Raw genomic sequence first — 26,465 nt, forward strand, 5'->3', positions numbered from 1 at the left:
GATGAGCAGACTCCTGTTTCCGAAACTGGGTATATTGTTCGCTGCGATTTGCGCACCGACGTGTATTCCGCAATCCTTCGGATCGGAAAGACACACTGGATCAGCAGAAGATCCGGCGACTGAAAATACTATTATCAAGGTGAACCTGAGAGCCGGCGTTGGCGATTCTTCGACTGTGCTTGTGGAGTTTTCCAACTGCTCCAGCTCCACGCTGTGGTTTCCGATTGAAGTGGCGCCGGCCTACAGGCCCAATAGGCAATCACGTGTTTTGGAAATTTGGTTTGGTTATTTCGAAGATGTCTACGGACTGCAGAAGGGCCAGTATATGTTGCCTGCCATGCACCCTGTGCAGCCGGGAGAGAAATTCGTATTTGAACTCGCTTCACCTCCGTTGATGGAGGATGTTTTAGAGGCCAAGAAAATAGGGGTTCATGTCCGAGTTGCTACGAGGGCGTTCGAGAGCTCTCGGATTCGAAATGAGCAACCTATTGATGACTACATCAATAATTCGATCGTGTTCGAACTGAACGGGATCGAGCTGATGCAAACTAAAGGGGCGGGGGATAATTAATTCGCGCCAAATGAAGCACAAGGCCCGCGCTGGCTGATGCGATGTCGGTAGCCGTGATCCCACGCCATGCGTCGCGAGGCCTGCATGGCGCGGGCGGTGAACGCATCGAGGCAGTCGCCGCCGTGCTGTTGTGGCCACGCACCGCCTGCATCCAGCGCGTCGGCATAGGAGCCGTCCCCACTCGCGAACTCGCGCTGTTCCATTTCCTCAACATCAAGCAGTAGCACCATCCGCCAGGCGATGACCTGCACTGGCAACGATGCCGGTGGTTCGCCCCGTGCACCGCCAGCCAGGCGTCTTCCATCATCGTCGTGATCGGATCGGCGTCACGTTCGCCGTGGATCGGCTAGATGGTGTAGGTGGCGGCCATGTCAGTTGTCCCTGTTGCTGCGATAGAGCATGTGCAGATTTTTGTGTAAACGGGATCCGGGTTGCAACTGAGGGAGTCGTCTCCTCAAGCGGATCGCAAGTTGGTTCATGGCTGCCTTTCAGTTAAATCGCCAAGGGGTGAGACGAAATAGCAGACCGGCTTACCAACGGCTTCCCTGTCCCCTTGTATTGGCTAACCTAATGCTCCGCAAGGATACCCACTCACTCGCCAGACGCATGGCACATGCGACGCTCTGCGGTTCAAACGATCAACGAGACCAGCCCTTGCCAGTGAAGCTGGTCCTCGTCCTCATCCGCATTGATCCCGTATCGTAGAAGCCATCGTAAATGTCGGCTACTCACTCGCCCTCCCCGACCGCCTTACGCAAAACGCCCGCTGATGAGCGGGCGTTTGTTTAATCCTTGATCGGTGAGGTAGTTCCGGTTTTTTCCGGCCAGCTTGCGAACGCGACGCTCTCCCAGCTGAGCTACCGCCCCACGCGGTGCTCCGGATTCTACGCGCTGCCTGCGCGTTCGCCAAGGGGCGCGTCCATGAACACCGCCACCCAATCCGCCCCATGCCCACCACGCTTGCCTGACGACGCACGCGCCTCTGCCTCGGGGCATCGCTCGCACCATCGCTCAATGAACAACCGGGCCGTGCAACTCCACCACCAAGGCACCGCCATCGCGGTTCGGTGAAAATTCGGGCGGCGGCCCGATGGAGGGATCGGGCCGCCGCCCATCGGAGTGACGGGCTACCCAGCAACACCACTCCGGGCTGCAGCCTGCCAGCCCGGGAGTGAAGCACATGTCGGCGGCAGCTTACGGCGACAAGTCAGTCGCGCGTCGTGCGCCGGTAGTCCAGTGGCGGGGTGTCCCGCTCCAGCAACGGCAGGTACTGGAACCCGGCACCACGTCGCATATCGAATTCCTCGCGGGCCTTGCGCACGGTCTCCGGTGACTGCAGCAGTTGCACGGCCGCCAGCGCCATCACCTTGGCCGCATTCAACGCGCCCTTGTCACCAATGGACATGCCCGATGCGGCCACTGCCTGCCAGCTATGCGCCGGCGTGCCGGGCACCCAGGTCGCGGTGCTCAACCCGGCCGTGGGAACATTCCAGCTCACGTCACCGACGTCGGTGGAGGCACTGCCGGCCAGGTCGGCGCGGTAGGGCTGCAACTGCTGCGCGGTCTCCAGTGAGGGCTTCTTCTCCAGCGTCTGCTGCAGTTGCTGGGCGAACCGCTGTTCGGCCGCGTCGTAATGGACGCCCCCCACCTGCTGGAGCGCGGCCTGCATCACCTGCCCCAGCGTGTCGTTGGGCAGCAGCGAGAACACGCCGCCGGTCTGTTCGAAACTCACCGTGGTGCCGGTACCCATCGCCGCGCCCTCGGCGGCCTCGCGCAGGCGTGCGATCACATCGCGTACTACCGCCGGATCGGTGTGGCGCACGTAGTAATAGGCTTCGGCCGCGTCCGGCACCACGTTGGGAGCTGCGCCACCGTTGCTGATCACGTAGTGGATGCGCGTACGGTCCGGCACGTGCTCGCGCATCAGGTTGGCCATGTAGTTGAACGCTTCAACGCCATCCAGCGCGGAGCGACCACGCTCCGGCGCGATGGCGGCATGCGCGGCAATGCCACTGAAGCGAAACTTGCCGCTGATGTTGGCCAAGGTAGTGCCCTGCGCGGCGGAGTTGTCGGCCGACGGGTGCCAATGCAGCACCACGTCGACGTCATCGAACAGGCCGGCCTTGGTCATGTAGACCTTGCCCGACCCGCCCTCCTCCGCCGGCGTGCCATACAGCCGCACTTCGCCGTCGCGCCCGGTGGCATCCAGCCACTGCGCGATGGCGCGTGCCGCGCCCACCGACGCCGCACCGAACAGGTTGTGCCCGCAGGCCTGGCCCGCGTCCTGGCCGGCAATGGCGCTGCGCACCGGCTCGGCGGCCTGGGCCATGCCCGGCAAGGCGTCCATTTCAGCCAACAGTGCAATCACCGGACCCTTGCCGCGCGTGCCGTAGGACGCCACGAACGCGGTGGGCATGCCGGCGACACCTGCCTTGACCTGGAAACCGGCCTCGCGCAGCTCCCGTTGCAACAATGCCGACGAGGCGGTCTCCAGATACCCCAGCTCCGGCTGCTGCCACAGCGCATGCCCCACGTCGGCCTGGCGCTTGGCGTAGGCATCGAGCGTGGCCAGGACATCCGGCGTAACCGCCCACGCCGCAGGTGCGGGCAGCAGGCTGCACAACAGGGCGACACGCAACAGGGAACGCTTCATCGGCAGGCACCGGTGCATCAGTAGAAAGTCACGTTGTCGATCTCGAACCAGACCTTGCTGCCCGGCGCACCACCGGCGGAGAACACCAGTTGCTGCAGGTCGTCCCCCTTCCACTGCGCGATCGGTGCAGTGGCGCGATAGGGTGGCTGGCCCTGCAGGGCACTGAATGGAACCTCGACCGTGCGCCATTGCGATTGGGCCTGCAACGGCGCGATGAAGCGGCGGTTGCCCAGCGCGCGTACTTCCAGCCGCAGCTCCGGCGCCGAACCGCGCAGCTCGAAACGCACTCCGTGGTAGGCGCGCACGTCCACTGGCGCCACCGAACCACGGCTCAATGGCAGGATCGCCGCTGCGAATGCACTGTCCTTGCTGGACAGCTTGGCCTGCGTGGCCAGCGCATTGCCGCCGGTCTCGCGCGCCACCACTTCGGTGACCTGCACGGTACGGTCGTTGCCACCGTCGGCCTCGTCCACGCGCAGGGTATCCAGCGCGGTACGGCCGTCGGCGCGCTCGAAGTCATCGACCAGTGCCGCCACCGGCTGCGCCGGCAATGCCAACGCCCGGTTGCCAGCCGGCAAAATGCTCCCCTTGCCGTGCACCTGGCGCCCGGCGACGTAGACCTGCTCGGTATTGCGGATGTCGCTGATGCGTTGCCACGGCTGGCCCTTGACCAGCAACAGGTCTGCGCGCTTGCCGACCTCGATGGTGCCACGATCGGCCACGCCCAGCGCCCGGGCGCTCCGGGCGGTGCCGGCCAGCAGCGCCTCGGCCGGCGTCAGGCCGGCATCCACCAGCAACTCCAGTTCACGCAGCGTGGAGACACCATGCGGCGTGCCGGTCATGCCGGCATCGGTCCCCACCACCACCGGGATGCCGGCGTCATGCAAGGTCTTGACGTTGTGCAGGGCATTGGCGAAGTTCTGCTCGCGCTGGCGCAGCACGTCCGGCTTGGCGCCGGTACGGCCGCTGCCATCCACCCGCTCCGGCAGGTACACCGCCAGCGACGGCGCATAGGCGGTGCCATGCGTGCGCATCAGTTCGATCAGTTCCTGGTCGACCGGGCCGTCCTGCACGCTGTGCGCGATCACATCCACGCCGGCGCGTGCGGCGCTCTTGCCGCGCTTGACCATCACCGTATGGGTGAACACCTTCAGGCCGTTCTTGTGCGCCTCGTCGACCAGCGCAGCGAGGGTTTCCTCGTCCATGCTGCTGTTGTCGGCGGCATTGGAGTAGCGCCAGCCATCGGTGAAGGCCTTGATGAAATCGGGCTTGTAAGCGGCCACCGCGCGGACACCGGCGCGCGCGGACTCGGGTGAATTGACCCAGCGCGTGGTGTTCTCGTCGCCCCAGTCGGCACCGTGTCCCAGCGGCGTGCTCATGCGCGCGGCGAACTTCACGTCCGGCGCGGCGATCGAGGACAGCCACTGCCGGCGTGGCGCATACGCCTCCGGTGGTTCGTGGAAATCACTGACCGTGGTCACGCCCGCGGCCATGTACAGGTTGGCCACCTGCGGCAGCTCCGACGGTACCGCGTTCGGCGTCCAGTGCGTATGCAGGTCGAACAGCCCCGGCAACAACGCCTGACCACGCGCATTGACCGTGCGCGCCCCCTTGGGCGCCTGCAGCGCGTCGCCGATGGCGGCAATCCGCCCGTCCTCGACCAGCACGCTGGCCGGATACGCGGCCCGGCCGGTGCCGTCGAACACCATCGCGTCGCGGATCAGCAACGCCTGCGTCTCACTGGCCATGGCCACCACGGTCGCCTGGCCACTGCCCAGCAGCAACGCGGTCGCCAGCGCCAGCAGGCGGGCGCGTCGTTTCTCGTTATGCATGCTCAACCCCATTTCATTGCATGGACCGCGCCATGTGCGGCGCGGCGTCCGGCGAACGCAGGCGGACCTCGTTGCCCTGTTGTTCCACCACCAATCCCAGGCTCAGCGCCACGCTGCGCGCGAAGCCCAGTGGGTCACTGGCCGAGTACAGGCCGACGATGCGGCGGCTGCCCACCAGCGGGTCGTCGATGACGATGCGGGTGTCGCTGTAGCGCAGGAACTGCGCCGCCGCCACCGACAGCGTGTCGCCGTTGAACGACAACATGCCCTCGCGCCAGGCCAGCTGCTGCTGCAGGTCGTCACTGGGCACCGGTTCGATGCGGATGCCATGACTGCGGTTGGCCAGCGCGCGGTAGTTGGCCACCAGCCGCGTCGGCGCGACCACGCCCTGCACGTCGGTGACATCGACAATGCCTTCGCGCACCAGCACCTCCACCCCGCCGCTGCGGCGTTCGGTAAGGCTGACCGCGAAGCTGGTCCCCACCGCGGTCACGTCGGTCTCCTCGGCACGCACCACGAACGGACGCCCGGGGTTCTTGGCCACGTCGAACAACGCCTCGCCCTGCAGCAGGCGGATGTCGCGGCGGGTATCGCTGTAGCTCACACGCACCTGTGAATCCGAATCCAGTGTGATCGCCGAGCCGTCCTGCAGCGGCACCCGCAGGATTTCGCCCTTGCGCGTGGCGTAGTACTCGGCACCGTCGTCCTGGCGTTGCACGCCGATGGCCAGCACGCTGACCACCGCGGCCAACCCCACCGCCCAGCGCAGCATCCGCCGCGCCGGCCTGGCCGGCACGTTCGCGGTGAAGGCGCGGTCCATCGCACCGGCCGACAATGCCCGCGCACGGTCGGTGCGCGCCAGCACCGCCTGTGCCCGCGCATAGGCGCCGAAATGGCGCGTGTCGGCCTCCAGCCAGGCATCAAGGCGGGCCGTCTCCTCTGCCGTCAGCGGCGCGCGGTCTTCCCGCGCCACCCATGCTGCGGCGATGTCATCAATCCCGTTAACGTCTGCGCGCATGCCATGTTTCTCCTGCGGCGGGCTGGTCCGTGCCCGTCTCCGTCCTGTCGCCGTCGCGCTTCATTGCATCCATCAATAGCCGAATGCCTTTGCAGATGTGTTTCTCCACCGTGTTCTCGCTGATCTGCATCCGCTGGGCGATCTCGCGCTGCGAATAGCCTTCCACCCGGCGCAGTACGAACGCCTCGCGGCATTTGGCCGGCAGGCTGTCGATCAACGCGCCGATCCGCGCCAGCTCCTGCCGCGAGGAGGCGGTGCGCTCGGGGCTGGCTTCCTCGGGCAATACCGCCACCCGGTCGATCTCGGCCACCGCTTCGATCGACACCACCTGCGCACGCCGCAGCTGCTGCAACACCACCGATTGCGCCACCGTGTAGACGTACGCGCGCGGCTGGCGCACGTGCGTCACATCGGCCATCGCCGCCAGGATCGCGTATGTCTCCTGGATCACGTCGTCCACGTCCTGGCGCACCGACAACCGTCGCTGCAGCCAGTCACGCAGGCCGGGCTCGTGCGGCAGCACGTGCTCGGCCAACCACAAGGCACGCTGTCTTGCCTGCGCTGCGCTCATTGCTTCTCCAGCGGGACGCCCGGCCACTGCCGGACGCCCGCACCTGCCATGATGGCCTTCATCAGAACGCCTTGCTGACGTTGACGTACCAGTAGCGCGGATACGCCTGGTACACCGCCGAGGAATAGCCGTAGGTGTCATCGGACACCGGCGGGCGCTTGTTGGCCAGGTTGTTGGCACCGACCTTCACCGCCAACCCGTTGAGCCAGCCTTCGCGCTCGAACTCGTACTTGACGAAGGCATTGGCCAACGTCTGCGACTTCACCGTCCACGGGGTGCCGTCGGCCAGGGTCAGGCCATTCTCCACGTAGGAACTGGAGTAACGCGCGGTGGCACCCACCGACAGCTGCTGGTAACGCCAGGTCAGCGTGCCGGCCCACTTCCATTCCGGGTTGCCGCCGTTGCCGATCAGGTCGCCACCGCCGGTGATGCGGATCGACGGGTCGACCAGGCCGGTAGCCTTGGCGTCTTCCAGCGCCTGCAACGCAGGCGAACGCTGGCGGTAGAACTCGATCAGGTGGGTGCCGGTGACCGACAGGTCGAAACGACCGATGCGGGTTTCCGGTGAGTTCCAGCTGAAGTTGTAGTCCACGCCACGCAGGGTCTGCGGCTCCAGGTTGACGTATTGGTCGGTGACGTACAGCACCTTGCCCGCTGCAGCCAGGCCGGTACCGGCGAAGCGCGCGATGTCGTCGGCGGTCGGGTCGGCACGCACCACGGCGGCGTTGCTGCCGCCCTGCTGGCGCAGGATGTAGTCCAGGATCAGCGCGTTGCCTTCACCGAACAGGCCGATGATGCCTTCCTGCTCGTACTTGTAGTAATCCACCGCGAAGGTGAAGCGGCCGTAGTCCTCCGGGATGAAGCGCGGCTGGAACACGATGCCGGCACTGGTGTTGGTGGAGGTTTCCGGCTTGAGGTCCGGGTTGCCCGAGCGGCGTGCGGTGGTGGAATAGGTGTAGCCGCCGCAGCCGTTGATCGATGCCTGCGCACCGGTGCGCACGTCGGCCTCGCACTGGATGTAGTCGGTGCGGTTGTTCGAACGGCTCACCACCGTGGCATTGATCTGCTCCAGGTTCGGGGCGCGGAAGCCCTTGGCCCAGGAGCCGCGCAGCGTCAGCCCGTCGAACATCTGCCAGCCCAGCGCCAGCTTGGGCTTGGCGACGTTGCCGAAGTCGTTGTAACGCTCGGCGCGGCCGGCAACCTGCAGGTCCAGCGAACGCACCAGCGGCACGTTCATCTCCGGCGACACCAGCGGCACCGACAGCTCGGCGAACAGGCCGGCCACGGTACGCGAGCCGTAGGTGTCCGGGGTCGGGCTGACACCGTACATGTCGCTCGGGTAGGCAACGCCGGTGATCATGTCGGTGAAGGTCACCGAGCCATCGACGCGCGCGTCGCGGTCATCGCGCTGGGTTTCGTGACGGATCTCGAAACCGGCGGCCATGCCGACATCGCCGGCCCAGGTCTTGAACAGGTCCGGGCGCGAGACCTTGAAGTCCCACAGGAACAGCTCGGTCTGGCTCTGCCGCTTGGCCTTGTAGAAGAACTGGTCCAGCTTGTCCCAGTCGTTGCAGCCACCACAGAACGGGTTGTAGGCCGAGGCGGTCGGGTTGGCCAGCGCCTGCTGGAACAGCGACATGCTCACCGCGTCCTGGGTGTCCTTGACCTTGGCCTTGGAGTACAGCGCCGCGCTTTCCCAGTCAAAGCCGTAATGGAAGCCACGCAGGCCGGCCAGCGCGCGCACCTGGGTGTTGTTGACCTCGATGCGGGTCGGCCGCTCGAAGCGGTAGCTGGTGATCGTCACCGGCACGCCATCCGGGCCGATGTTCAACCCCTGCAGGCGGTTCGGGTTGAGCGAGCCATCGGGCAGGTACATCGCCCCGAACGGGTTCCAGTAGTTGCTGGCGGCCACGGTCATCGGCAAGGCGGTGATGGTGTTCACGCCGCTCTGCAGGCTGTAGGCACGCGAGTCGTACAGGCCGGCTTCGCTGAAGAACGAAATGCCGTTCTCGAAATCATGCTTGCCGGTAACGAACAGATTCAGCCGGCGCACGTCCGGGGTGATCGACAGCGGGTACTGCGACTGCTGGTTGTCGCGCAGGTTGGCATCGGCGCCGGAGGTCGCCTTGCTGCCGGACTGCACGCACAGCCCGTCGCCGATGGTCGCCGCACAGCCGCTGTTGGCGGTCGGCTGCACGTGGAAGGCACCGGCCGCCGTGGTCAACCAGGTGCCATTGCGCGAGATGCGCGGGCCGCTGGCGGTGAAGTTGCCCCACGGACTGTTGGTATTGCGGTTGTCCACCCCGGCCAGGCCTTCGAACGGCGTGCCAGCGAAGTCATCGGCCCGGTTGCCGTTCCTGGTCCAGCCCTGGTCCAGCGAGTTCAGGCCGGTGGTGTTGTAGTAGTTGAAGGCAATGGTGATGTTGGAACGCAGGTCCTCGGAGTTCTTGCCCCACATGCCGTTGACGCCGACATCGCTCAGGTTGGTGCCTTCGCCGAAGCCCTTCTGCACGCTGATGGTGCCGCCGTCCATATCGTCGCGCAGCACGTTGTTGACCACGCCGGCCACCGCGTCGGTGCCGTAGATGGCGGCCGCACCGTCCAGCAGCACTTCCACCCGGCGCAGGTTGGACACCGGCACCGCGTTGGCGTTGTAGGTCAGCACCGGCACCAGGTTGCCATCGGCCTGGCTCATCGGGTGCACCACGGTGCGACGGCCATTGATCAGCAGCAGCGTGTTGCCCACGCCCAGGCCGCGCAGGTTGACCGAGGCGATGTCACCACGCGCGTAGTTGGAACTGTTGCCGCCATTGGTACCGCTGAAGGAGACATCACCCATCTGCGGGATCGAGCGGTACAGGTCGTCACCGGAGACCGCGCCGGTGGCCTCGATCTGTTCGGTCTGCAGCGTGGTCACCGGCAGGATGGCGGCCGACTTGCTGCCCTTGATCTGGCTGCCGACCACGGTGATCTGGTCCAGCGTGTTCACGTTCGCATTGGATTGCGCCGGCTCGGCTTCAGCGGCGACCGGCTCGACCTGGCTCGACTGCGCCATCGACATCGCGCCCAGCCCCCCCAGCGACGCCAGCATCGGCGTGGCCGCGCGCAGAGTGATCGTGCGGCCATCATCGGAGGCCACGGTCAGTCCGGTGCCGTCGAGCAGGCGGTTCAAGGCCTGCCGGGTATCCATCTGCCCCTTCAGTTCCCCCACCGCGATGCGCCCCTGTTTGCCTGAATGGGCCGGGGCGATGATCTGGATGCCCGCCTGACGGGCGAATTCGGGTAATACGTCCTCGATATTGCCGGCATCGATATCGAATTGCGGTGGCGCGGCGAACGCCGGGGAAGCGGCACACAGCACCGCCAGAGTCAGACCGCCGCGAATTGCGCTGGCCAGCGGCAACAACTTGAATGAACGCATGAATGAACCCCCAGAAAGTGACGCGGAAGACGGCAGCCGTCAGGCCCCTGCATGTGTTGATGCACCAGAAGCCGGGTTCCGCCATCCCCCGCCGCGATTGTCGCCCGTGTTTGCCACCCCATGCCCTGCGCACGCTGCCATACGCCGTAGTATCCTTCGGGACATCTTTAGGACTGGAGGACCGCGCGGCATGCGTTTTCGCCCTACATACGCCCTGATCACCGTGGCCGCGCTGGCGCTTGCCGCCTGCAGCGGCGGCCCGGTCAAGCGCGTTTCCGAACCTGCCGCCAGCATCCAGCAGCTTACCGTCGGCAACGACGGCAACTGGGACGTCGAGCTGCGCCTGCGCAACTACAGCTCCATGCCGATGCGCTTTGACGCGGTGTCGCTGGCGATGAAGGTCGGCGATGAAGCGGCCGGCACGCTCAGCACGCAACCGGGCGTATCGATCGGCCCGGAGTCGGCCGATGTGGTCAAGGTCCGCCTGCAACCGTCTTCGGCGGCACGCATCGTCGTGGCCGATTCGCTGGCCGGCGGCCGCTCCCTGTTCTATGAACTGGAAGGCACCATCAGCGCCACCCCGGAAGAAAAGAAACAGCGCAGCTTCGACGTCAAATCGCGCAACAGCCTCAACCAGGCACCGGGTCTGCCCGGCGTCCTGCGTTGACCCCCACCCGCTTCCTGCATCGTTCGAGACCGTTCTGATGAGCAACTACAAAGCCCCTGTTACCGATCTTCGCTTCGCCCTGCACGACGTGCTCAAGGCCGAATCCCTGTTCGCCGCGATGGGCCTGGAAGACGCCAGCGCCGACGTCATCGACGCGGTGCTGGAGGAGGCCGGCCGCTTCAGCGCCAGCGTGCTGGCCCCGCTCAACGCGGTCGGCGACCAGACCGGCTGCAAGCTGGACAAGGCCACCGGCGAGGTCACCACCGCCCCCGGCTTCAAGGAGGCCTACGCACAGTTCGTCGAGGGTGGCTGGACCGGCCTGACCGCGGCAGCGGAGTTCGGCGGCCAGGGCATGCCGGAGACACTGGGCATGGCATTGAGCGAAATGGTGTCCTCGGCCAACCTGGCGTGGAGCCTGTTCCCGATGCTGTCGCACGGCGCGGTCGAAGCCCTCAAGCATTACGGCGAGGACTGGCAGAAGGAAGCCTTCCTCAAGCCGCTGGTGGCCGGCCACTGGACCGGCACCATGTGCCTGACCGAACCGCACGCCGGCACCGACCTGGGCCTGCTCAAGACCCGCGCCGAGCCTAACGCCGACGGCAGCTACTCGATCACCGGCACCAAGATCTTCATCACCGCCGGCGAGCACGACCTGAGCGATAACATCGTCCATCTGGTGCTGGCCAAGCTGCCCGACGCCCCTCCGGGCCCGAAGGGTATCTCGCTGTTCGTCACCCCCAAGTACAAGGTCGACCGCGACGGCAACAAGGGCGAGCGCAACGCCCTGCGCTGCGGCGCGCTGGAGCACAAGATGGGCATCCACGGCTCGTCCACCTGCGTGATGAACTTCGACGGCGCCCAGGGCTACCTGGTCGGCCAGCCGCACAAGGGCCTGCAGGCGATGTTCGTGATGATGAACTCCGCCCGCCTCGGCGTCGGCGTGCAGGGCCTGGCGCAGTCCGAGCGTGCCTACCAGGGCGCGCTGGCCTACGCCCGTGAGCGCCTGCAGTCGCGCGCACCGAAGGGCCCGCTGCTGGCCGACAAGCCGGCCGACCCGATCATCGCCCAGCCCGACGTGCGCCGCATGCTGCTCACCACCAAGGCACTGACCGAAGGTGGCCGCCTGCTCGCCGCGCACGCCTACACGCAGCTCGACGCCGCCCAGAACGGCAGCGACGACAAGGCACGTGCCGACGCCGACACGCTGGTCAGCTTCCTCACCCCGATCGTCAAGGCCTGCCTGACCGAGTGGAGCATCGAAGCCACCTACAACGGCCAGCAGGTGTTCGGCGGCCACGGCTACATCGCCGAGCACGGCATGGAGCAGTACGCCCGCGACGCCCGCATCACCACGCTGTATGAAGGCACCACCGGCATCCAGGCGCTGGACCTGATCGGCCGCAAGACCGCCGTTTCGCAGGGCGCCGGCCTGAAGCTGTTCCTGGCCGAGGTCGAGCAGTTCATCGCCGACAACGCCAACAACCCGGCCGTGGCCGAGTTCCTGCCGGTGCTGGGTGCCAAGGCCAAGGAATGGGGCAAGCTGACCGTCAGCGTGCTGCAGCGCGCCGCCGCCAACCCGGAAGAACTGGGCGCGGCCAGCTGGGACTACCTGTTCTACAGCGGCTACGTCGCCCTGGCCTACTGGTGGGCCCGCGCCGTCGCCGCCGCGCAGGTGTCCGGCCATACCGACAGCTTCAAGCAGGCCAAGCTGGAAACCGCGCGTTTCTACTACGCCCGCGTCCTGCCGCGCACCCTGACCCATGCCGCCAGCATGGAAGCCGGCGCCGACCCGTTGATGGCGATGGATTCGGCACGCTTCGGCGACTAAACCCAACGCCCCGGCAAACAAAACCCCTCTCCCGCAAGCGGGAGAGGGGTTGGGGTAAGAGCCGCTTCTATCGCAGCAAGCCCAAAGCCCCTCTCCCGTGCGCGGGAGAGGGGTTGGGGTGAGGGCCGCTTCTATCGCAGATTGAAGAAGCACACGCCCCGGAACCGCCCCGTCTTTACACAAACTGTCACGCTTCGTGTATAAGCTGTTTGCCCGATGGAGACAGACACTACACCGCGTAGTCTGATCGATACCGGAGCCGACCTTTCCGCTCCGACAGCCGGGTTTTCACTTCCCCCCTCCTTCCACCGCCTCGGTACCGTGCGATTGCTGTCGCTCGATGCACACGGACGCGTGCTGGACTGGATCACCTGGCAGGACGCCGCCTGCCTCTACGCCCGCGACGCGGTGGCCTGGACGCTCGGCGACCCCTGCCTGCACGTGCACGGGGCGACCAACCGCGACAGTGGCCAGCGCAGCGGCCTGGACCTGCACCCGATCATCGCCTCGCGCGGCCATGCCCGCTCGCGCGCCATCGACCCGACGCCGAACCTGACCAACCCGGCGTTGTTCGCGCGCGACGCGCACCTGTGCCTGTACTGCGGCCAGCAGTTCAGCCGCCCGCAACTCACCCGCGACCACGTGCTGCCGGTCTCCAAGGGGGGGCTGGACACCTGGGAGAACGTCGTCACCGCCTGCTTCCACTGCAATTCGCGCAAGAGCAACCGCACCCCGCAGCAGGCGAACATGCCGTTGCTGGCCGTGCCCTACCGGCCCAGCTGGATCGAACACCTGATCCTGTCCAACCGCAACATCCTGGCCGACCAGATGGCCTTCCTGAAGGCGCAACTGCCCAAGAAGGCCCTGCAGCGCAGCGCCTGAACCGCCCCGGACACCGCATTCGGTATCGACAGTCTGAACAGGTACTTCAGATTGCTGGCAAACCTCGTCATTTCACGCTCACAATTGTTGCGGTTTGCTTGCCCCACCCCCTTTTGGCGGCGAAAATACCGTTTCGATTGAAACGCCACGAAAATGATCGACTCTGCCTCCTATCCGCGCCTGTCGCGCATCCAGACTCCCGATGACCTGCGCAGGTTCGACGAAAGCGAACTGGTCGCGGTCGCCGAAGAACTGCGTGCCTACCTGATCGAGTCGGTAGGCAAGAGCGGGGGTCATTTCGCGGCCGGCCTGGGCGTGATCGAACTGACCGTCGCCCTGCATTACCTGTTCAACACGCCGGTGGACCAGCTGGTGTGGGACGTGGGCCACCAGACCTACCCGCACAAGATCCTCACCGGCCGCCGCGACACCATCCACACGGTAAAGCAGAAGGACGGCGTGGCGCCGTTCCCCAAGCGCGAGGAAAGCGAGTACGACACCTTCGGCGTCGGCCACTCCTCCACCTCCATCTCCGCCGCGCTGGGCATGGCCATCGCGCGCCAGCGCCAGGGCGACACCCGCAAGGCCGTGGCCGTGATCGGCGATGGCGCGATGACCGCCGGCATGGCCTTCGAGGCGCTGGCGCACGCCGGCGGCATGGATGACGAGCCGAACGTGCTGGTCATCCTCAACGACAACAACATGTCCATCTCCGAAGCGGTGGGGGGGCTGACCAAGATGCTCGGCCGCGCCACCGCCAGCCGCACGCTCAACGCACTGCGCGAAGGGGGCAAGAAGATCCTCGGCGACAAGCGCAACAGCCCGCCGGCGCGCTTCGTCAAGCGCTGGGAGGAGCAGTGGAAGGGCATGTTCGTGCCGTCCACCGCCTTCGAGCAGATGGGCTTCCACTACACCGGCCCGATCGACGGCCACGACCTCCCGCTGCTGCTGTCCACCCTGGCCCGCCTGAAGGACGCCAAGGGGCCGCAGCTGCTGCACATCATGACCACCAAGGGCAAGGGCTACGAGCCGGCCGAGGACGACCAGATCGGCTACCACGCCGTCGGCCCGTTCGACCCCAGCAAGGGCCTGCCCGCCAAGGGCGCGCCAAAGAAGCCGACCTACACCGACATCTTCAGCGACTGGCTGTGTGATGCCGCCGCCGCCGAACCGCTGTTGATGGGCATCACCCCGGCGATGCGCGAAGGCTCGGGCCTGGTGCGCTTCAGCAAGGAGTACCCGGAGCGCTACTTCGACGTGGCCATCGCCGAGCAGCACGCGGTCACGCTGGCCGCCGGCATGGCGACCCAGGGCGCCAAGCCGGTCGTTGCCATCTACTCCACCTTCCTGCAGCGCGCCTACGACCAGCTGGTCCATGACGTCGCCATCCAGGACCTGGACGTGCTGTTCGCCATCGACCGTGCCGGCGTGGTCGGCCCCGACGGCGCCACGCATGCCGGCAACCTCGACCTGAGCTTCATGCGCTGCGTGCCGAACATGCTGATCATGGCCCCGGGCGACGAAGCCGAATGCCGGCAGATGCTCAGCACCGGCCTGCAGTACAAGGGCCCGGCCGCGGTGCGCTACCCGCGTGGCACCGGCCCCGGCGCCGCCATCGGCAACGACCTGTCGACGCTGGAGATCGGCAAGGCGCAGTTGCGCCACGCCGGCAGCCGCATCGCCCTGCTCGCCTTCGGCGCTACCGTGCCGGCCGCCGAACAGGTCGGCCGCGAGCTGGGCCTGTCCGTGGTCAACATGCGCTTCATCAAGCCGCTGGACAAGGCGATGCTGCTGGAACTGGCCCGCACCCACGACGGCTTCGTCACCATCGAGGACAACGTGGTCGCCGGCGGTGCCGGCTCGGGTGTCTCCGAGCTGCTCAATGCCGAAGCAGTGACGATGCCGATGCTGCACCTGGGCCTGCCCGACGGCTACCAGCACCACGCCAGCCGCGAAGACCTGCTGGCCGAAGCCGGCATTGATGCCAGCGGCATCCGCACCGCCCTGCTCAAGCGCTGGCCCAAGCTGAATGACACCGCCGCGCCCCTCAGCGCGGCGAGCTGAAAAAAGGCCCCGCATCGCGGGGCTTTTCTTTTGAGCGGCTTGCGCACGGGCAAACGCCCTTCACCCGGAATCAGGTCAGCCGCGTCCTGCATTCCCACACCGAGCTTTCATCCACGCCGACGAACCGGCTGCGCCGCAGAAAAAAGCCAGCCGCCCCGCGCAGGCCCGGATGAATTCCCAGCACCCGGCACCGCGGCGCGCCGCCGTCCCGCTCAGTCCTTGCCCGCCGGATTGTCCCGCCGGAACAGTTCCCACTCTTCGACCTGGGTGCCGTCCGGCAAATGGCAGATCCCGTACTCGCCGCCTTCGCTGTTCTTCCTGATCTCGACCTTGCCCCCCTTGTCGACGCAATGCACCGAGGCCGGATTGGCCATGCCCACGCGTGGCACCTCCGCCGTACCGCGTGTGCCCTCGCCTGCCGCGCAGGCCGACAGCACCCCGGCGACGACCAGGATGGCAATGCAATGGATCCCTCGTTTCATGTCAGCTCCCCAGAAGGCCGCAGGCCGGACTGCCCGCTCGGCGCAGGCTAGCAAAAACCTGTGTGCACAACGAAAAAAGGCCCGCACCACGTGCGAGCCCTTGATCTTGATGCAGTAATTGGTCGGGACGGCCGGATTCGAACCGACGACCCTCTGCCCCCCAGGCATCGGCGCTGATCCGCCTAAACTACTCATATATATAAGGAACTGGCCCTCGGCACACGGGCACGAAAGCCCGATCTCCTACCTATACGAATCAATAGGTTACAGGTCGATAGGGTGCATACCCTCATCGTCTCATCCGCGGGTCCGCGCCGCCATTGCCCCTGGTACCCATCACTCGTATGGCCTGCTTGTAGCTTTTCAGTCACCAAATCGCCCCGGGGGCAAAAATCCCAGTCCCGCCCGAAAGGCCAGTGCTACGATCCGGCCGAACGGGGGGTCTGGACCGATCGGAGGTGATCATGAGTTCGCTGATCGCATCGATGACATTGGGAGACTGGGCGCTTGCAGCGGCGGGGGCTTGGCTGGGGGTATGTGTCGTCACCATGCTCCTGGCCAGAACCCCGCGCCTGGCCTTCGTGGCGCTCTTGAAGGCACTCCCCTACAGCCTATTGCCCAAGGGCTAGGCGGCGCTCAAGCCGCACCTGCCACCCGCTGGCCGCGACGCCAGATTTACCGCAGGCCGGGGGCTTGCCTTGGCCAACTCCGCGGCTAGAATTTCGCCCGCCACGACGCTCCCAAGATCCGGCCGTGGCCCGCCGCCCACCGGTGAAAGGGACTTCAACCGGGGCGGCAACTCTCTAACCTGGCCCGGTCGCGCCAAAGGGCGCACCGAAACGGCCCATCCCAATATCTGCGCAATTCCGCTTGGTCGCGGCTATGCTGCCCACCCAAAAGCGATCAAACGACAGTTCAGTTCTACAGGGGTGAAATGGAAAATCGGTACGGAAAGCTCGCGTCGTGGGTCTACAACCTGGACAAGCCAGTCGGTCGGTCATTCGGTGATGTGGAGTACTACCAGCAGATTCTGAGCGAGTCCGAAGGACCCATCTTGGAACCTGCGGTTGGCAATGGCCGGGTTCTCGTGCCACTGCTCAAAGAAGGGCTTCCCATCGAGGGGTTCGATGCCTCCGAGGAAATGCTTGGCTACTGCCGAGACGCTTGCCGAGAGCACAACGTACTTGGAACCTTGATGCGATTCAGCTTTGGGGACTTCTCATACGACAAGAAGTTCGCTGCAATAATCATTCCGGCGGGATCGCTGCAACTGATCACGGACGCAGCATCGGCAACGGCCGCTCTGAAGCGGTTCTACGAACATTTGTTGCCGAACGGCAAGCTAATTCTCGATCTCGACTCAATCGACGGCTTTCTGGGCGCTTCTGGTGCAATTCGCAGCTGGACGACAGAGCAAGGTGAACTGTTGACGCTGACAGATCATCGAGTAGAAACCGACTACGTGGCTCAAACGACTCTTTCCCATCTTCGCTATGAGCGCTGGAAAGGCGGCAACTTGGTGGAGACAGAGCTCGATCTATTCAAGCTGCGCTGGTGGGGGGTCGAGGAATTCGGCCTCGCATTGCAGGCTGCTGGCTTCAGAGACGTTGTTGCGTCGGGCAATTACCAACGCGGTCGCGCACCCCAAAAGGGTGACCAAGTTATCAGCTTTGAAGCACGGCGCCCCTAGAAGCGCAACGCCGTGATCCTAGCCTCCAGTGGACCTGCTAGCTGAATGCCGGACCACATGCTCCCGAATCCACTGCAGCTTCCGGGCGACCTTCTCACGGAGTGCTTCCTCGTGCCGCAGCACCCACCGCTCAGCGCCGTGCCGGCCGGAGTTGAAGTCCGTGCAGCGGCGCAAGATCAGCGGCGAGTGGATGCCATCCTCCCGGTGCAGCCTGGCCGTCCACCGGCCGTGCACGCCATCGAGCATCGACACGAGGATTTCCCCGTGCAGCGTCAGCGCAGTCGGCAGAATGTCGAAGCTGGTGCGCGGCCCCCACACGAATTCCGGGCCAAGGTCAGGGTCGCGGATGTAGTCGGTCATGGCCGGAGAGGATATGCAGGGCCGTCTCACGGCCTTGGACTGACCTCGCCAGTTCGTGCGAGTACCCCGGCGGGTCGCTGATGGGCACAAGTGCCGGATCACGACGAGCCTTGTGGGGCGTCTCGCGCCATGTGGTTTGGGCCACCGCGGCCGGCGCACCGGAGTTTGGGCTCGCAGTGCAGAGGCCTCCCCGGTGAGAGAGGCTGCCGCAGGTGTCACGCCGCGGCGCGGAAATACTGGATGATTTCCAGCCCCTACGTCTGAACAACTCTGCGAAACTGAGATCAATCACACGGTGTTCCAAGCCGCAAAAGAGTTACTACTTGGACAGCCGCCCAAGGGAGATGGTCAGATGGAAGCAGCCGGCAAACTGACAAGCTCGAAGCAGCAGAACACGCCAGAGAAGCAAGAGCCAGCATCGCTCTGGATGAAAGCCCTCTCGGCGCTCATTCTGATCATCGGCACCGCCGTAATAGCTGAGATCTTGATGCTGGTGTATTGCTAACTCCAGCACCTCGCTTCACGGCAAGGTCTGACCGCTGCCTTCGGGCACGGGGTCAGGAAGCGGCTCCGGCACCGCGCCGATCCCGAAGTGCTGAGCGGCCCGGTGGACGTAGGCAGCCTTGATCCCGGCAACGATCACCGCGGCGGCCAGCGGCTCGGGCAGGCCAACGTCATAGCTGTCCCCCAGCACGTCTTCGATGCCGCTCTCTACTAGCTACGGCCCCACGGCCGGAGAGGATAGGCACGGCCGCCTCACTGGCTTGGACTGGTACCGCGGCGGCGACTAGCGCCGCCCCTTCGGGTTGCAAGCGGACGGGCCCTTGTCCACCTGCCCTGCCCCGCGCAGTTTGCCCTCCTGCCGGTACTGATCATCGTTGTCGATCAGTTCCTGGTCGCGCCAGTTGGCCCGCTCAGGGCCCGCGTCGGGCTTATCGGCGCGCCTGTCCGGGGAGCTGTGCACGTGCTTGTTGGATGTCGTCGCCATGGGCTGCTCCGATGCAAGAAGTCCAACTAGCGCCCCATACAGACGTCCGCGAGGAGGAAGCGGGGAGCCTGTATGGGCACGCCAGCTGGTAGGCCGAGAATGCATCCCTGTGGGGTAAAGGGAGGTCGTTACACCGGCACCTAGCAATCACGCACTCACCACGTACATCGAGCCGCGCATCACACTTTTACCTTTCAATGACGCCAGTTAACTTGGCAGCAACAATGCGCGACCTATGGTCATGGCGCAGGGGGCAGGAAGCCGGGAGGATCGCAATGGGATACAGCGCGCAATACCTGACCGACGAAGAATGGATGACGCTGCATGCTGCCTATAAGGCGCACGGCAGCGGCCCCGAGTTCTGGCAGGTGTATCAAGAGCTGCAGCTCGCGGCGCAACAGCGCACCGGAGACTCGTGCATCAAGGTGGCAAATGAGATGGCACGCGTCGCTCAGCGAATGGGCCTCACCGAGCAAGCCCTATTCGTGTAACTAAATGCGTCACGGCACTAGTTGCTTGACGCAGACTTCATCAGCAGCAACGAAGAATCTCGCCCGATCTCCGATCAACTCGGAGGGGACCGCACTTCAACTTTCGTGGAGTTAGCACCATGGGATCTGTTGCAATGTTTTTGGAAGGACCAGGTCAAGAACGTCGCCCGGTGAAGGTTCTGTCGAGCGAGCATGTACGCCTCCGATCTGGCGCCACCGATGGCATCCGCATCGTGCATCCACTGGCTTCAGAGATCGAGATGAAGACGCTGATTGACGCGAATGGAGAGATCGCAAGCCAGGTGGATTTCGATGGGTTCCGGTTCAAGTACAAGGACTCGGACATACCATGGACCTTGGTGGTGGGTTGATCGAAGCAAAAAGCCCGGCACTTCGCCGGGCTTTCCCTTTGGGGAGCCCAACCTACCTATGCTTTGCCGATCTTCGTCACATCGATCAATCCAAAAGCGACTATGGTGCTCGTAAGTCAGCAAAGATGCCAAAAAGAAGGCCACATAGAACAAGCCTTCAGGCCGGTCGAATCCTCACTGATCGCAGATGACACCTTTCGCGCAAGGGTCGCCTTCAGCATAGCCACCGTGCGAGATGGCGGCATGAGGATCAAGAAAATGAACGCAAGAAGAGATAAAGACTACGTCGATGTGGTGAGTGAGCTCTCTTACTGGCAGGAGCGCTTCAACCACGGCTCGTTCATCTCTGACTCCTTCGAAAAGAAGTGCGTCCCGGTGATCAAACTCGCCTGTGAAATCTACTTGCGAGACCCACATGGAACAGAAGCCTCATGGTCAGCCGCTCTGTACCACCGCATTCCACCGTTGACATCCAGGTTGAACGCAGACATCACCAAGCATGTGGCTCAGCTCTGCTGGAGCCGACTGAACGAATCCAGCCAAGCGGAGCCCCATTCATCCCCAAGGCTTCAATAGCACCCTCCCCTAACACGGCTAGGCGCAACCTTCATCTGCGGTGACCTCACCGCGATGGAGTAGAAAATGAACAACGTAAACGACACAACCAACACCCAAGGCCAGCAGGAGCGCGATACCAAGCGCGCACCGGGTGCGCCCCAACAGAACGACAACGACCGCAAGGACGCGGAAACCAAGGAAGGTAAGCCCCAGGATGGCGGCAAATCCCAGCAGAAGTAAGCCTTCCTGCTGGTGACTGAAGGAGAGCTGCGTCTGAACGCGCAGCTGCTCCGAAGGAATGGACAGCAGTGAGTAACGTAACGAAAGCGAAGGCGCTGATGGCGAAGATTACCTATCAGCTTCGCCCACCCGAAACGACGACGATGGCGCCATGCAAGAACTGTGGCAGAAGCAGTCCGGGCGGCCAATCCTGCGCCGACTGCCTTTGTACAGAGCTTGAGACTCTGATCAAGAACAAAGGAGCAGTGGTTCGCTGGTCCAAGTCAGCAAAAGCGGCAGCAGAGGACGAAGCGCTTATCCTCACCTATGCGCGGCGAAGCTGAGCCACCGAAGAATTTCCGCCACCTCGTTCGCAGATGCACCCCGGCAGACGCAATCGTATAAACAATGAGACTTGAGTGTCAGGAGGCCATATGGCTTACGACGCGCAATACCTTACTCAGGAAGAATGGATGAACTTGCACACTGCCTACCTTTCCCATCAGGCAGATTCATTCTTCTGGGATATCTATCAAGCCCTTATGGATGAGGCCACAAGGCGAACTGGGCAAGGGATACATGTCGCCAACGAATTGGCAGGGGCGGCGATGCAGTTCGGCGCCACCCGAGCAGCTCATTTCGTAAAGTAGAGAGGCCCCGCTTCTGCGGGGCCTTCTATTTACGTTCACATTGAACTGGTCGAACTAGCGCCCTCATCACGGCCAACAAAGAAAAGAGAGACGAGGCACGCATAGCTCGTACTCACACCATGCGCTTCACGTCCTGAAGGCCGAGCAACTGCCGACAACGTCGCCGAATCGGCGAATCACACAAATCTTCGCGAAAGCGCCTATGGTAGGGCCACGAGCCCCACCCCGCTCCAGGCCAGACTGATGAACTATGACGACGCGAGAGCCGATCTCGATGATCTTGCTCTTGAGATGACCATGCTCAATCACTCATGGAACTACACAAAGCGCCTCGATAAGTTGAGGGCCTTGGCAATTCTAACGAGGCGCGCACTAAAAGAGTCCGTAGGAACCACAGACGAGCAGGAGCGCCGGAACGGGATTGAAGCAGTACTGGACCGGATTACCAGCATGATGAAGGCCTCAGCCCAGCTTGAACATCTGAAGGAAAGCTATCGCCGCTAGCCCTTGGCAGCAATGCCATCTATCCTCCTGCTCAATAGCGATACATTCGCGCTGTGCGAGAGCATGGATGGATACTCAGAGCATGACATCTTTCAAGGTTGAAACAGCCCAACACGCCTTGGCGGAACTGTCCGATCTATTAAAGCTCATGGACCACGTCATCCAACTGGCACATGCAAGCCCACACCACCAAATGAATTTCGATGCCGACCTAACCTTGGCACGTTCAGCTCTTTTACGACATATCTCTAAGTTGAAGACGCGCTCGCGGAAAAGTCGATACGAATATCCATATCGTCCGACAGATGTGGCCTTCTTCGGACCCACAATTGATAGCGTACTCGATACGATTCAAATCCCGCCATCCGCCAGACCATCTCAGGCCATCAGCGCCTTGGGCGAGCCTCGTGGGTTGGTTGTTCGCGCCATTTGTCAGCTTGAGCTATTGACGGGCGGCCAATCAACACCATTGCGATAGCCCGATAGCCGCGCCCTTAGATCCAATCCGACCGTAGATGCAGCTGGATATTCCTTGGCCAACGACGCAGGCAACAAATACACATCGCACTCACGATCTCAAGAGGCACAATGAAACTCCGCGCCTCTCCGGGTTGAATATGGCTGACAATATCTACGACGCCCTGCGTGAAAGCCACCAACTTCAGCGATCCCTGTGCCGCAAGCTATTGCGCTCTAGTCCACACACCGAACGTCGCCGGCAACTCTTCACGGAGTTGCGACGGGAGCTGGCCGCCCACGCTGCCGCCGAAGAGCGCTTTCTGTATGCCCCCATCCTAATGCACGACACCGGCCTCGACGCTTCCCGACATGCGCTCCACGAGCACCATGAGATTGATGAGATCGTCGAGGACATGAGCATCACCGATAAGACCGGGGCGGCCTGGATGGCCAAGGCGCGCAAGCTGTCGGAAAAGGTGCACCATCACCTCCGCGAGGAAGAGAAGAAGTTCTTCCAAGTGTCCGGCAAGATCCTCTCCGCTTCGCAGAAGGAACGCCTAGCAGGCCAATACCGTCGTGATCACCAACGCATGCTGAATTCGCTCAGCTCAGGCTAGAGAACTTCTAACCGAGGACCGCCTTCGGACAAGTGGTTCGGGGCCGGTTCGAGCTCCGCGCCGATCCCGAAGTGCTGCGCGGCCCGGTGGACGAAGGCAGCCTTGATCCCGGCAACGATCACCGCGGCGGCCAGCGGTTCAGGCAGGCCCACGTCGTAGCTGCTCCCCAGTACCTCATCGATGCTGTTCTCCAGCTGCGGCCCCAGAGTCTCGCCGCGCTTGAACGAACCGATGTAGCTCCACCACTGGGTATGCCAGATCACTTTTCCTGCGGTGCTCGGCGTCCCATCCTCGTTGGGCGTGAAGAAGATTTCCGCCCGCCGGCACACCAGCACATCCCGGTTCGCTTCGTCGTAGACACGCTCAACGTCGCCACCTTCCGTTACCCGCATTACCTGCTCGCTCATGCTCAATACCCCGAAACGTCAACAGTGATGATTTGCATCTGGTTGCTGGAAGCCACTGGAGCCGGCGCGGCCCAGGGCGCGTAGGAGCCCTCCCCCGTGTTCTGAGATGCGACCGTGCAGCCCGTGGCCGAGGAAGTGATCAGGCTCGCGGAGCACGCCCACATCCAGTTGGATGACGGGGTGGCCTGGTTGCCCATCCAGCGATAGGCCGGGATGGGCACGATCTGGGCGTACTGCCCAGCCGGCAGCACGACCGACCCCGACGCCGATGTTCCGGTCAGCACGGTGGAGTTGACGACCCGCATATACCGCTGCCGCGAATCGAACACCGGCTTTCCCTGGGCGTCGAACAGTCGAATGCCCGCGCCGCCCCCGCCAAGCACCTTCGGTCGGTCGAACACGAACACCTCGATCTCGTCCGTTGGCACGGCCCCTGCGCCATGTGCAGAGATCCAACCGAACTCCCAGCCGCCGGTCACCGGTCGGGCGCGCATCACCGTCCACGGCTTGCTGCTGCGCGCGGCGACGATGGGGCGGTCCAGTCCCGGCAGCGACAGCAACGCTTGGTTACCATAGCCGCCGGTCACCGGCCCGGTATTCCCTGCGTTGAACTTCACCGTGTGCTTAGACACGAACGCATAGTTGAAGAAGCGCTCATCGATGATCAACTTCAGGTCATCGTTCCTGATTTGAAAACCCGCGCGCATCAGAACGTTCCGTAGTAGAAGCGGCCAGGCCCTGACCAGCTCAAAGTTGTGCCGCTGACCGTGGGCAGCATGAAGTTGCTGGGGTACATGATCCCGTTCTGATCCAGCACAGGGAACACGAATGGCGTGCCCTCGGCCAGCTCTGGAATGACAACCGAGCCGGCCGAAGCCGGCTCCATGTATCCAAGCAAGCGCGTTGCCCGGCTCGTCAGTGTCAGCTCAACGACGTTCGCAGCGCTCCGCGTCCTAAGTCCCGCTGGCATCTACGCCTCCCATCAGTCAACAAGCAGCCCGAACTCAACCCGCTTGACGTTGTTGTTGTCCCGGATAGTGACCAGGGTGTTGATGATCTCCATCGAGCCCTGTGCGTTAGAACCACGGATGATCGCCACGCCGGCAGTGGTCTTGCACTCAATGCAGTTCGCAGTGGTGCAGTTGGCTGCTCCGATGTTCGGACCGAACCACTCCATCAGCGCGCCTCCGACACCGAACCCAACGCCGATGATCTTCTGATAGTTCGCGTTGAAGACACGCAAGTAGTTCCCGGTGATCTCCATGCTTGCCGATGCACCGTCCGCAGCCAGAAGCCGAAAGTAGTCCATGATGAAGGTCGTTCCACCCCTCAATCCGTCGTTCTCGGTAATGGTTCCTACCCATCGACCGTTCACATCAACGCCAACCGTGTTCCTCGCGCGGATAACATTCTGCTCCTCGCTCAGCAGTTCGACTTGCACGTCATCCACGAGGACATACGTGTTCGGATTGCCGGTGTTGCTGCATCGGACGCAGAACTGCAGGAACGACACGCCAGCCGGGACTTCCCACACTCCGGTGACCTTTCGATAGTTGTAGTCCAGCCCCGGAAGCGCAACATAGGCGTCGGTGTCGTAGTGCGTGGTGTACTGCCGGCTGCTGTTCCATGCGCTCGCCGAGATACGAACATAGCCAGCCGTTGCAACGGAGCCTTGGGCACGAACCCAGAACGTACACCGGAACTTCTGGCCTTGGCTTACGCGGATATGCCGCTGGTTATAGACAAGGTTGCTGAACCCAACAAGCATGCGCAGGCACCGACCGGAACGAGCATTGGCGGTGCTGAGGTCGGAGTACAGCGGCATGCCATAGCTGTAGGTGTCCACGACACCGGTGCTAAAGCCCCATGCCTTATCAGTTTCGAACCCGCCATCGAGCGTGACGATCGCGTTTGATGCAATGCTCACCTCCGAAAGGTTCGTGATGGCCGCACTTGCACCGTCAGCCGTCACCTTCACTTGGCCAATCTGCTGTGCCTGAGTCGTCACCCGCCCATCAATGCTGCTAACGTCGGTGGTCAGGCCCGAGATTGCAGCGGCCGTAATAACGCCCTGTGCCGATTCGACCTCGCACACGGCGTTATCGACCAAGATGCCACTTCCGACAGCAGTGTGATTCCCGATGTAGATCATCACCTTGCCGGTTGCAGCTCCAGCCGGCACATCCACCCAGCCCGACATGATGCGACTACCCCACACCCAGCCGCCGGTCGTTGTCGTGATCCACGGCAGCCACTGGTTCGGCAGGGCCGTTCCCGTGGTGTCATAGAAGCGGACACCAACACGGATCTGCGTACCAGCCGCTGGAGCGGTGCCGGCGGTCTGCGAGTCGAGCGAGAGATACACGCGCTTCGAGTTGCGGATCTCGAAAACTTGCGCGTTGAACAGCGTCCTGTTCGGGTTCGCCGCGTCACCATTGAACCGCATCGAGTAGCGACCATTTGCTGCGGAGCCGTCAAAGAACGTGGACGACGGCGGCAGCTGGTTGTTGCTTGGGCTCGTCTCGACAGTACCCCAGCCGATGTTCCCCGTGATGGCTTCAAAGGACGGGTTCTGGATCGTCGCGATGTCGCCGATGGCACTGCGAACGGACGTAACGCTGTCCGCCATCGCGTTATCGCGCGTGACACTGGCCTGCTCAACAGCCGTGACACTCGCCTTCGTCGCAAGATCGGGGATGGTGGCTTCAACGCTACCAACCCGCAAGCCGAGGGCGCCATCGCGGTCAACGCTTGCCTGATTCACCTGGTCAACACGCGCCTTGGTTTCAAGCACGCCCGTCCCTGCCGGCATGCGTGCCTGCAGCGAGTCGATGCGCAACGCTTCGGCTTCAAGTTCCGATGCGGTGGTGGTGGCAAGCTGCAATGCAGCCGCAGCAGCCTCTGCCACTGACGCGAACTGGCCGATGTATTCCCACGTGGCCGGGTTCGTGCTCGGCCTGACGTTCGTGTTCGCAACGTTCGCGCGATAGAGATTCCCACCCTCGCGCACGAGCCAGCCGGCAATGTAGTCCTCAGTTTCGGACCACTCGGGGGCATTGACGATTTCCCCGACCTCGCCGGCCAGTGCGTCCACCCGGGCGATAGCCTCATCGCGGGCTGCGTTGGCCTTTGCCGTTGCATCCGCCGCAGCCTGCTGGGCGT

The 26,465-nt window shown here is 63.6% G+C and carries 30 protein-coding genes and 1 pseudogene; 17 read left to right on the forward strand and 14 right to left on the reverse strand.

Features of this window, described 5'->3' with window-relative positions:
• The first annotated feature begins 1 nt into the window (after position 1).
• The gene (locus tag ACIPR8_RS15275) at positions 2-571 is read left to right on the forward strand and encodes a hypothetical protein (protein ID WP_446541541.1); all 570 of its coding nucleotides are present in this window, start codon (positions 2-4) and stop codon (positions 569-571) included.
• On the opposite strand, the gene ACIPR8_RS15280 is transcribed toward ACIPR8_RS15275, so the two are convergent.
• The 6 genes from ACIPR8_RS15280 to ACIPR8_RS15305 all read right to left on the reverse strand — a co-directional run bounded on the left by ACIPR8_RS15280 (position 568) and on the right by ACIPR8_RS15305 (position 10,066).
• Positions 568-822 (reverse strand): hypothetical protein, encoded by a 255-nt coding sequence (locus ACIPR8_RS15280; protein WP_446541542.1) that lies wholly within the window; start codon positions 820-822, stop codon positions 568-570. The genes ACIPR8_RS15275 and ACIPR8_RS15280 overlap by 4 nt on opposite strands.
• 956 nt (positions 823-1,778) lie before the next feature.
• Positions 1,779-3,224 (reverse strand): amidohydrolase, encoded by a 1,446-nt coding sequence (locus ACIPR8_RS15285; protein ID WP_446541543.1) that lies wholly within the window; start codon positions 3,222-3,224, stop codon positions 1,779-1,781.
• A gap of 17 nt (positions 3,225-3,241) precedes the next feature.
• Entirely contained in the window at positions 3,242-5,056 is a 1,815-nt protein-coding gene (locus ACIPR8_RS15290; RefSeq protein WP_446541544.1) for an amidohydrolase family protein, read from the reverse strand.
• 13 nt (positions 5,057-5,069) lie between these two features.
• Complete coding sequence (locus tag ACIPR8_RS15295) at positions 5,070-6,074, reverse strand: FecR family protein (RefSeq protein ID WP_446541545.1); 1,005 nt, start codon at positions 6,072-6,074, stop codon at positions 5,070-5,072.
• Positions 6,058-6,645 (reverse strand): RNA polymerase sigma factor, encoded by a 588-nt coding sequence (locus ACIPR8_RS15300; RefSeq protein WP_192286109.1) that lies wholly within the window; start codon positions 6,643-6,645, stop codon positions 6,058-6,060. The genes ACIPR8_RS15295 and ACIPR8_RS15300 overlap by 17 nt, the downstream gene beginning before the upstream one ends.
• A 61-nt stretch (positions 6,646-6,706) precedes the next feature.
• Positions 6,707-10,066, reverse strand: coding sequence for a TonB-dependent receptor (locus ACIPR8_RS15305; protein ID WP_446541546.1), 3,360 nt, complete (start codon positions 10,064-10,066; stop codon positions 6,707-6,709).
• A 190-nt stretch (positions 10,067-10,256) separates the two neighbouring features.
• On the opposite strand from ACIPR8_RS15305, the gene ACIPR8_RS15310 reads away from it, so the two are divergent.
• The 4 genes from ACIPR8_RS15310 (at position 10,257) to dxs (ending at position 15,507) form a co-directional block, all read left to right on the forward strand.
• Positions 10,257-10,733, forward strand: a complete 477-nt coding sequence (locus ACIPR8_RS15310) for an NDR1/HIN1-like protein (RefSeq protein WP_446541547.1) — start codon at positions 10,257-10,259, stop codon at positions 10,731-10,733.
• Positions 10,734-10,770: 37 nt separating this feature from the next.
• On the forward strand, positions 10,771-12,561 hold the full coding sequence (locus ACIPR8_RS15315) for an acyl-CoA dehydrogenase C-terminal domain-containing protein (protein WP_446541548.1): 1,791 nt from the start codon (positions 10,771-10,773) through the stop codon (positions 12,559-12,561).
• A gap of 216 nt (positions 12,562-12,777) precedes the next feature.
• On the forward strand, positions 12,778-13,443 hold the full coding sequence (locus tag ACIPR8_RS15320; protein WP_132862956.1) for an HNH endonuclease: 666 nt from the start codon (positions 12,778-12,780) through the stop codon (positions 13,441-13,443).
• 153 nt (positions 13,444-13,596) lie between these two features.
• Positions 13,597-15,507, forward strand: a complete 1,911-nt coding sequence (dxs, locus tag ACIPR8_RS15325; protein WP_446541549.1) for a 1-deoxy-D-xylulose-5-phosphate synthase — start codon at positions 13,597-13,599, stop codon at positions 15,505-15,507.
• A gap of 212 nt (positions 15,508-15,719) precedes the next feature.
• Here dxs and ACIPR8_RS15330 read toward each other — a convergent pair whose 3' ends face one another.
• Positions 15,720-15,989, reverse strand: coding sequence for a putative hemolysin (locus ACIPR8_RS15330; RefSeq protein WP_446541550.1), 270 nt, complete (start codon positions 15,987-15,989; stop codon positions 15,720-15,722).
• A gap of 464 nt (positions 15,990-16,453) precedes the next feature.
• Between ACIPR8_RS15330 and ACIPR8_RS15335 the strand changes: the two genes are divergently transcribed.
• Together ACIPR8_RS15335 and ACIPR8_RS15340 are read left to right on the forward strand one after the other, a co-directional pair.
• Entirely contained in the window at positions 16,454-16,618 is a 165-nt protein-coding gene (locus ACIPR8_RS15335; RefSeq protein ID WP_446541551.1) for a hypothetical protein, read from the forward strand.
• 305 nt (positions 16,619-16,923) lie between these two features.
• Positions 16,924-17,679, forward strand: a complete 756-nt coding sequence (locus tag ACIPR8_RS15340) for a class I SAM-dependent methyltransferase (protein WP_446541552.1) — start codon at positions 16,924-16,926, stop codon at positions 17,677-17,679.
• An 18-nt stretch (positions 17,680-17,697) separates the two neighbouring features.
• Here the strand turns inward: ACIPR8_RS15340 and ACIPR8_RS15345 are convergent, their stop codons facing one another.
• Positions 17,698-18,039 carry a hypothetical protein gene (locus ACIPR8_RS15345; RefSeq protein ID WP_446541553.1) on the reverse strand — a complete coding sequence of 114 codons (342 nt, stop codon included), beginning with the start codon at positions 18,037-18,039 and terminating at the stop codon, positions 17,698-17,700.
• A gap of 352 nt (positions 18,040-18,391) precedes the next feature.
• Between ACIPR8_RS15345 and ACIPR8_RS15350 the strand changes: the two genes are divergently transcribed.
• A complete protein-coding gene (locus ACIPR8_RS15350) occupies positions 18,392-18,544 on the forward strand; it encodes a hypothetical protein (RefSeq protein WP_446541554.1) in 153 nt (50 codons plus the stop codon).
• 15 nt (positions 18,545-18,559) lie between these two features.
• On the opposite strand, the gene ACIPR8_RS15355 is transcribed toward ACIPR8_RS15350, so the two are convergent.
• Entirely contained in the window at positions 18,560-18,733 is a 174-nt protein-coding gene (locus tag ACIPR8_RS15355; RefSeq protein ID WP_446541555.1) for a hypothetical protein, read from the reverse strand.
• A gap of 93 nt (positions 18,734-18,826) precedes the next feature.
• Positions 18,827-19,027, reverse strand: a complete 201-nt coding sequence (locus tag ACIPR8_RS15360; RefSeq protein WP_446541556.1) for a hypothetical protein — start codon at positions 19,025-19,027, stop codon at positions 18,827-18,829.
• A gap of 275 nt (positions 19,028-19,302) precedes the next feature.
• On the opposite strand from ACIPR8_RS15360, the gene ACIPR8_RS15365 reads away from it, so the two are divergent.
• The 9 genes from ACIPR8_RS15365 to ACIPR8_RS15405 all read left to right on the forward strand — a co-directional run bounded on the left by ACIPR8_RS15365 (position 19,303) and on the right by ACIPR8_RS15405 (position 22,896).
• Positions 19,303-19,518, forward strand: coding sequence for a hypothetical protein (locus ACIPR8_RS15365; RefSeq protein WP_446541557.1), 216 nt, complete (start codon positions 19,303-19,305; stop codon positions 19,516-19,518).
• A gap of 119 nt (positions 19,519-19,637) precedes the next feature.
• A complete protein-coding gene (locus ACIPR8_RS15370) occupies positions 19,638-19,889 on the forward strand; it encodes a hypothetical protein (protein ID WP_192286124.1) in 252 nt (83 codons plus the stop codon).
• A 63-nt stretch (positions 19,890-19,952) separates the two neighbouring features.
• Complete coding sequence (locus ACIPR8_RS15375) at positions 19,953-20,465, forward strand: hypothetical protein (protein WP_446541558.1); 513 nt, start codon at positions 19,953-19,955, stop codon at positions 20,463-20,465.
• A gap of 66 nt (positions 20,466-20,531) precedes the next feature.
• Entirely contained in the window at positions 20,532-20,687 is a 156-nt protein-coding gene (locus ACIPR8_RS15380; protein ID WP_446541559.1) for a hypothetical protein, read from the forward strand.
• A gap of 68 nt (positions 20,688-20,755) precedes the next feature.
• A complete protein-coding gene (locus ACIPR8_RS15385) occupies positions 20,756-21,010 on the forward strand; it encodes a hypothetical protein (protein WP_446541560.1) in 255 nt (84 codons plus the stop codon).
• 90 nt (positions 21,011-21,100) lie between these two features.
• Entirely contained in the window at positions 21,101-21,316 is a 216-nt protein-coding gene (locus ACIPR8_RS15390) for a hypothetical protein (protein WP_446541561.1), read from the forward strand.
• Positions 21,317-21,559: 243 nt separating this feature from the next.
• On the forward strand, positions 21,560-21,820 hold the full coding sequence (locus ACIPR8_RS15395; protein WP_446541562.1) for a hypothetical protein: 261 nt from the start codon (positions 21,560-21,562) through the stop codon (positions 21,818-21,820).
• 82 nt (positions 21,821-21,902) lie between these two features.
• Positions 21,903-22,298, forward strand: a complete 396-nt coding sequence (locus ACIPR8_RS15400) for a hypothetical protein (protein WP_446541563.1) — start codon at positions 21,903-21,905, stop codon at positions 22,296-22,298.
• A gap of 37 nt (positions 22,299-22,335) precedes the next feature.
• The gene (locus ACIPR8_RS15405; protein WP_446541564.1) at positions 22,336-22,896 is read left to right on the forward strand and encodes a hemerythrin domain-containing protein; all 561 of its coding nucleotides are present in this window, start codon (positions 22,336-22,338) and stop codon (positions 22,894-22,896) included.
• On the opposite strand, the gene ACIPR8_RS15410 is transcribed toward ACIPR8_RS15405, so the two are convergent.
• The 4 genes and pseudogenes from ACIPR8_RS15410 to ACIPR8_RS15425 all read right to left on the reverse strand — a co-directional run.
• The gene (locus ACIPR8_RS15410; protein WP_446541565.1) at positions 22,893-23,303 is read right to left on the reverse strand and encodes a hypothetical protein; all 411 of its coding nucleotides are present in this window, start codon (positions 23,301-23,303) and stop codon (positions 22,893-22,895) included. The genes ACIPR8_RS15405 and ACIPR8_RS15410 overlap by 4 nt on opposite strands.
• Positions 23,304-23,305: 2 nt before the next feature.
• On the reverse strand, positions 23,306-24,010 hold the full coding sequence (locus tag ACIPR8_RS15415) for a hypothetical protein (protein ID WP_446541566.1): 705 nt from the start codon (positions 24,008-24,010) through the stop codon (positions 23,306-23,308).
• Positions 24,010-24,189 (reverse strand): hypothetical protein, encoded by a 180-nt coding sequence (locus ACIPR8_RS15420; RefSeq protein ID WP_446541567.1) that lies wholly within the window; start codon positions 24,187-24,189, stop codon positions 24,010-24,012. The genes ACIPR8_RS15415 and ACIPR8_RS15420 overlap by 1 nt, the downstream gene beginning before the upstream one ends.
• Positions 24,190-24,285: 96 nt before the next feature.
• Positions 24,286-26,465, reverse strand: a pseudogene (locus ACIPR8_RS15425) (hypothetical protein); the annotation flags it as partial.

Source organism: Stenotrophomonas sp. LARHCG68 (assembly GCF_052871705.1).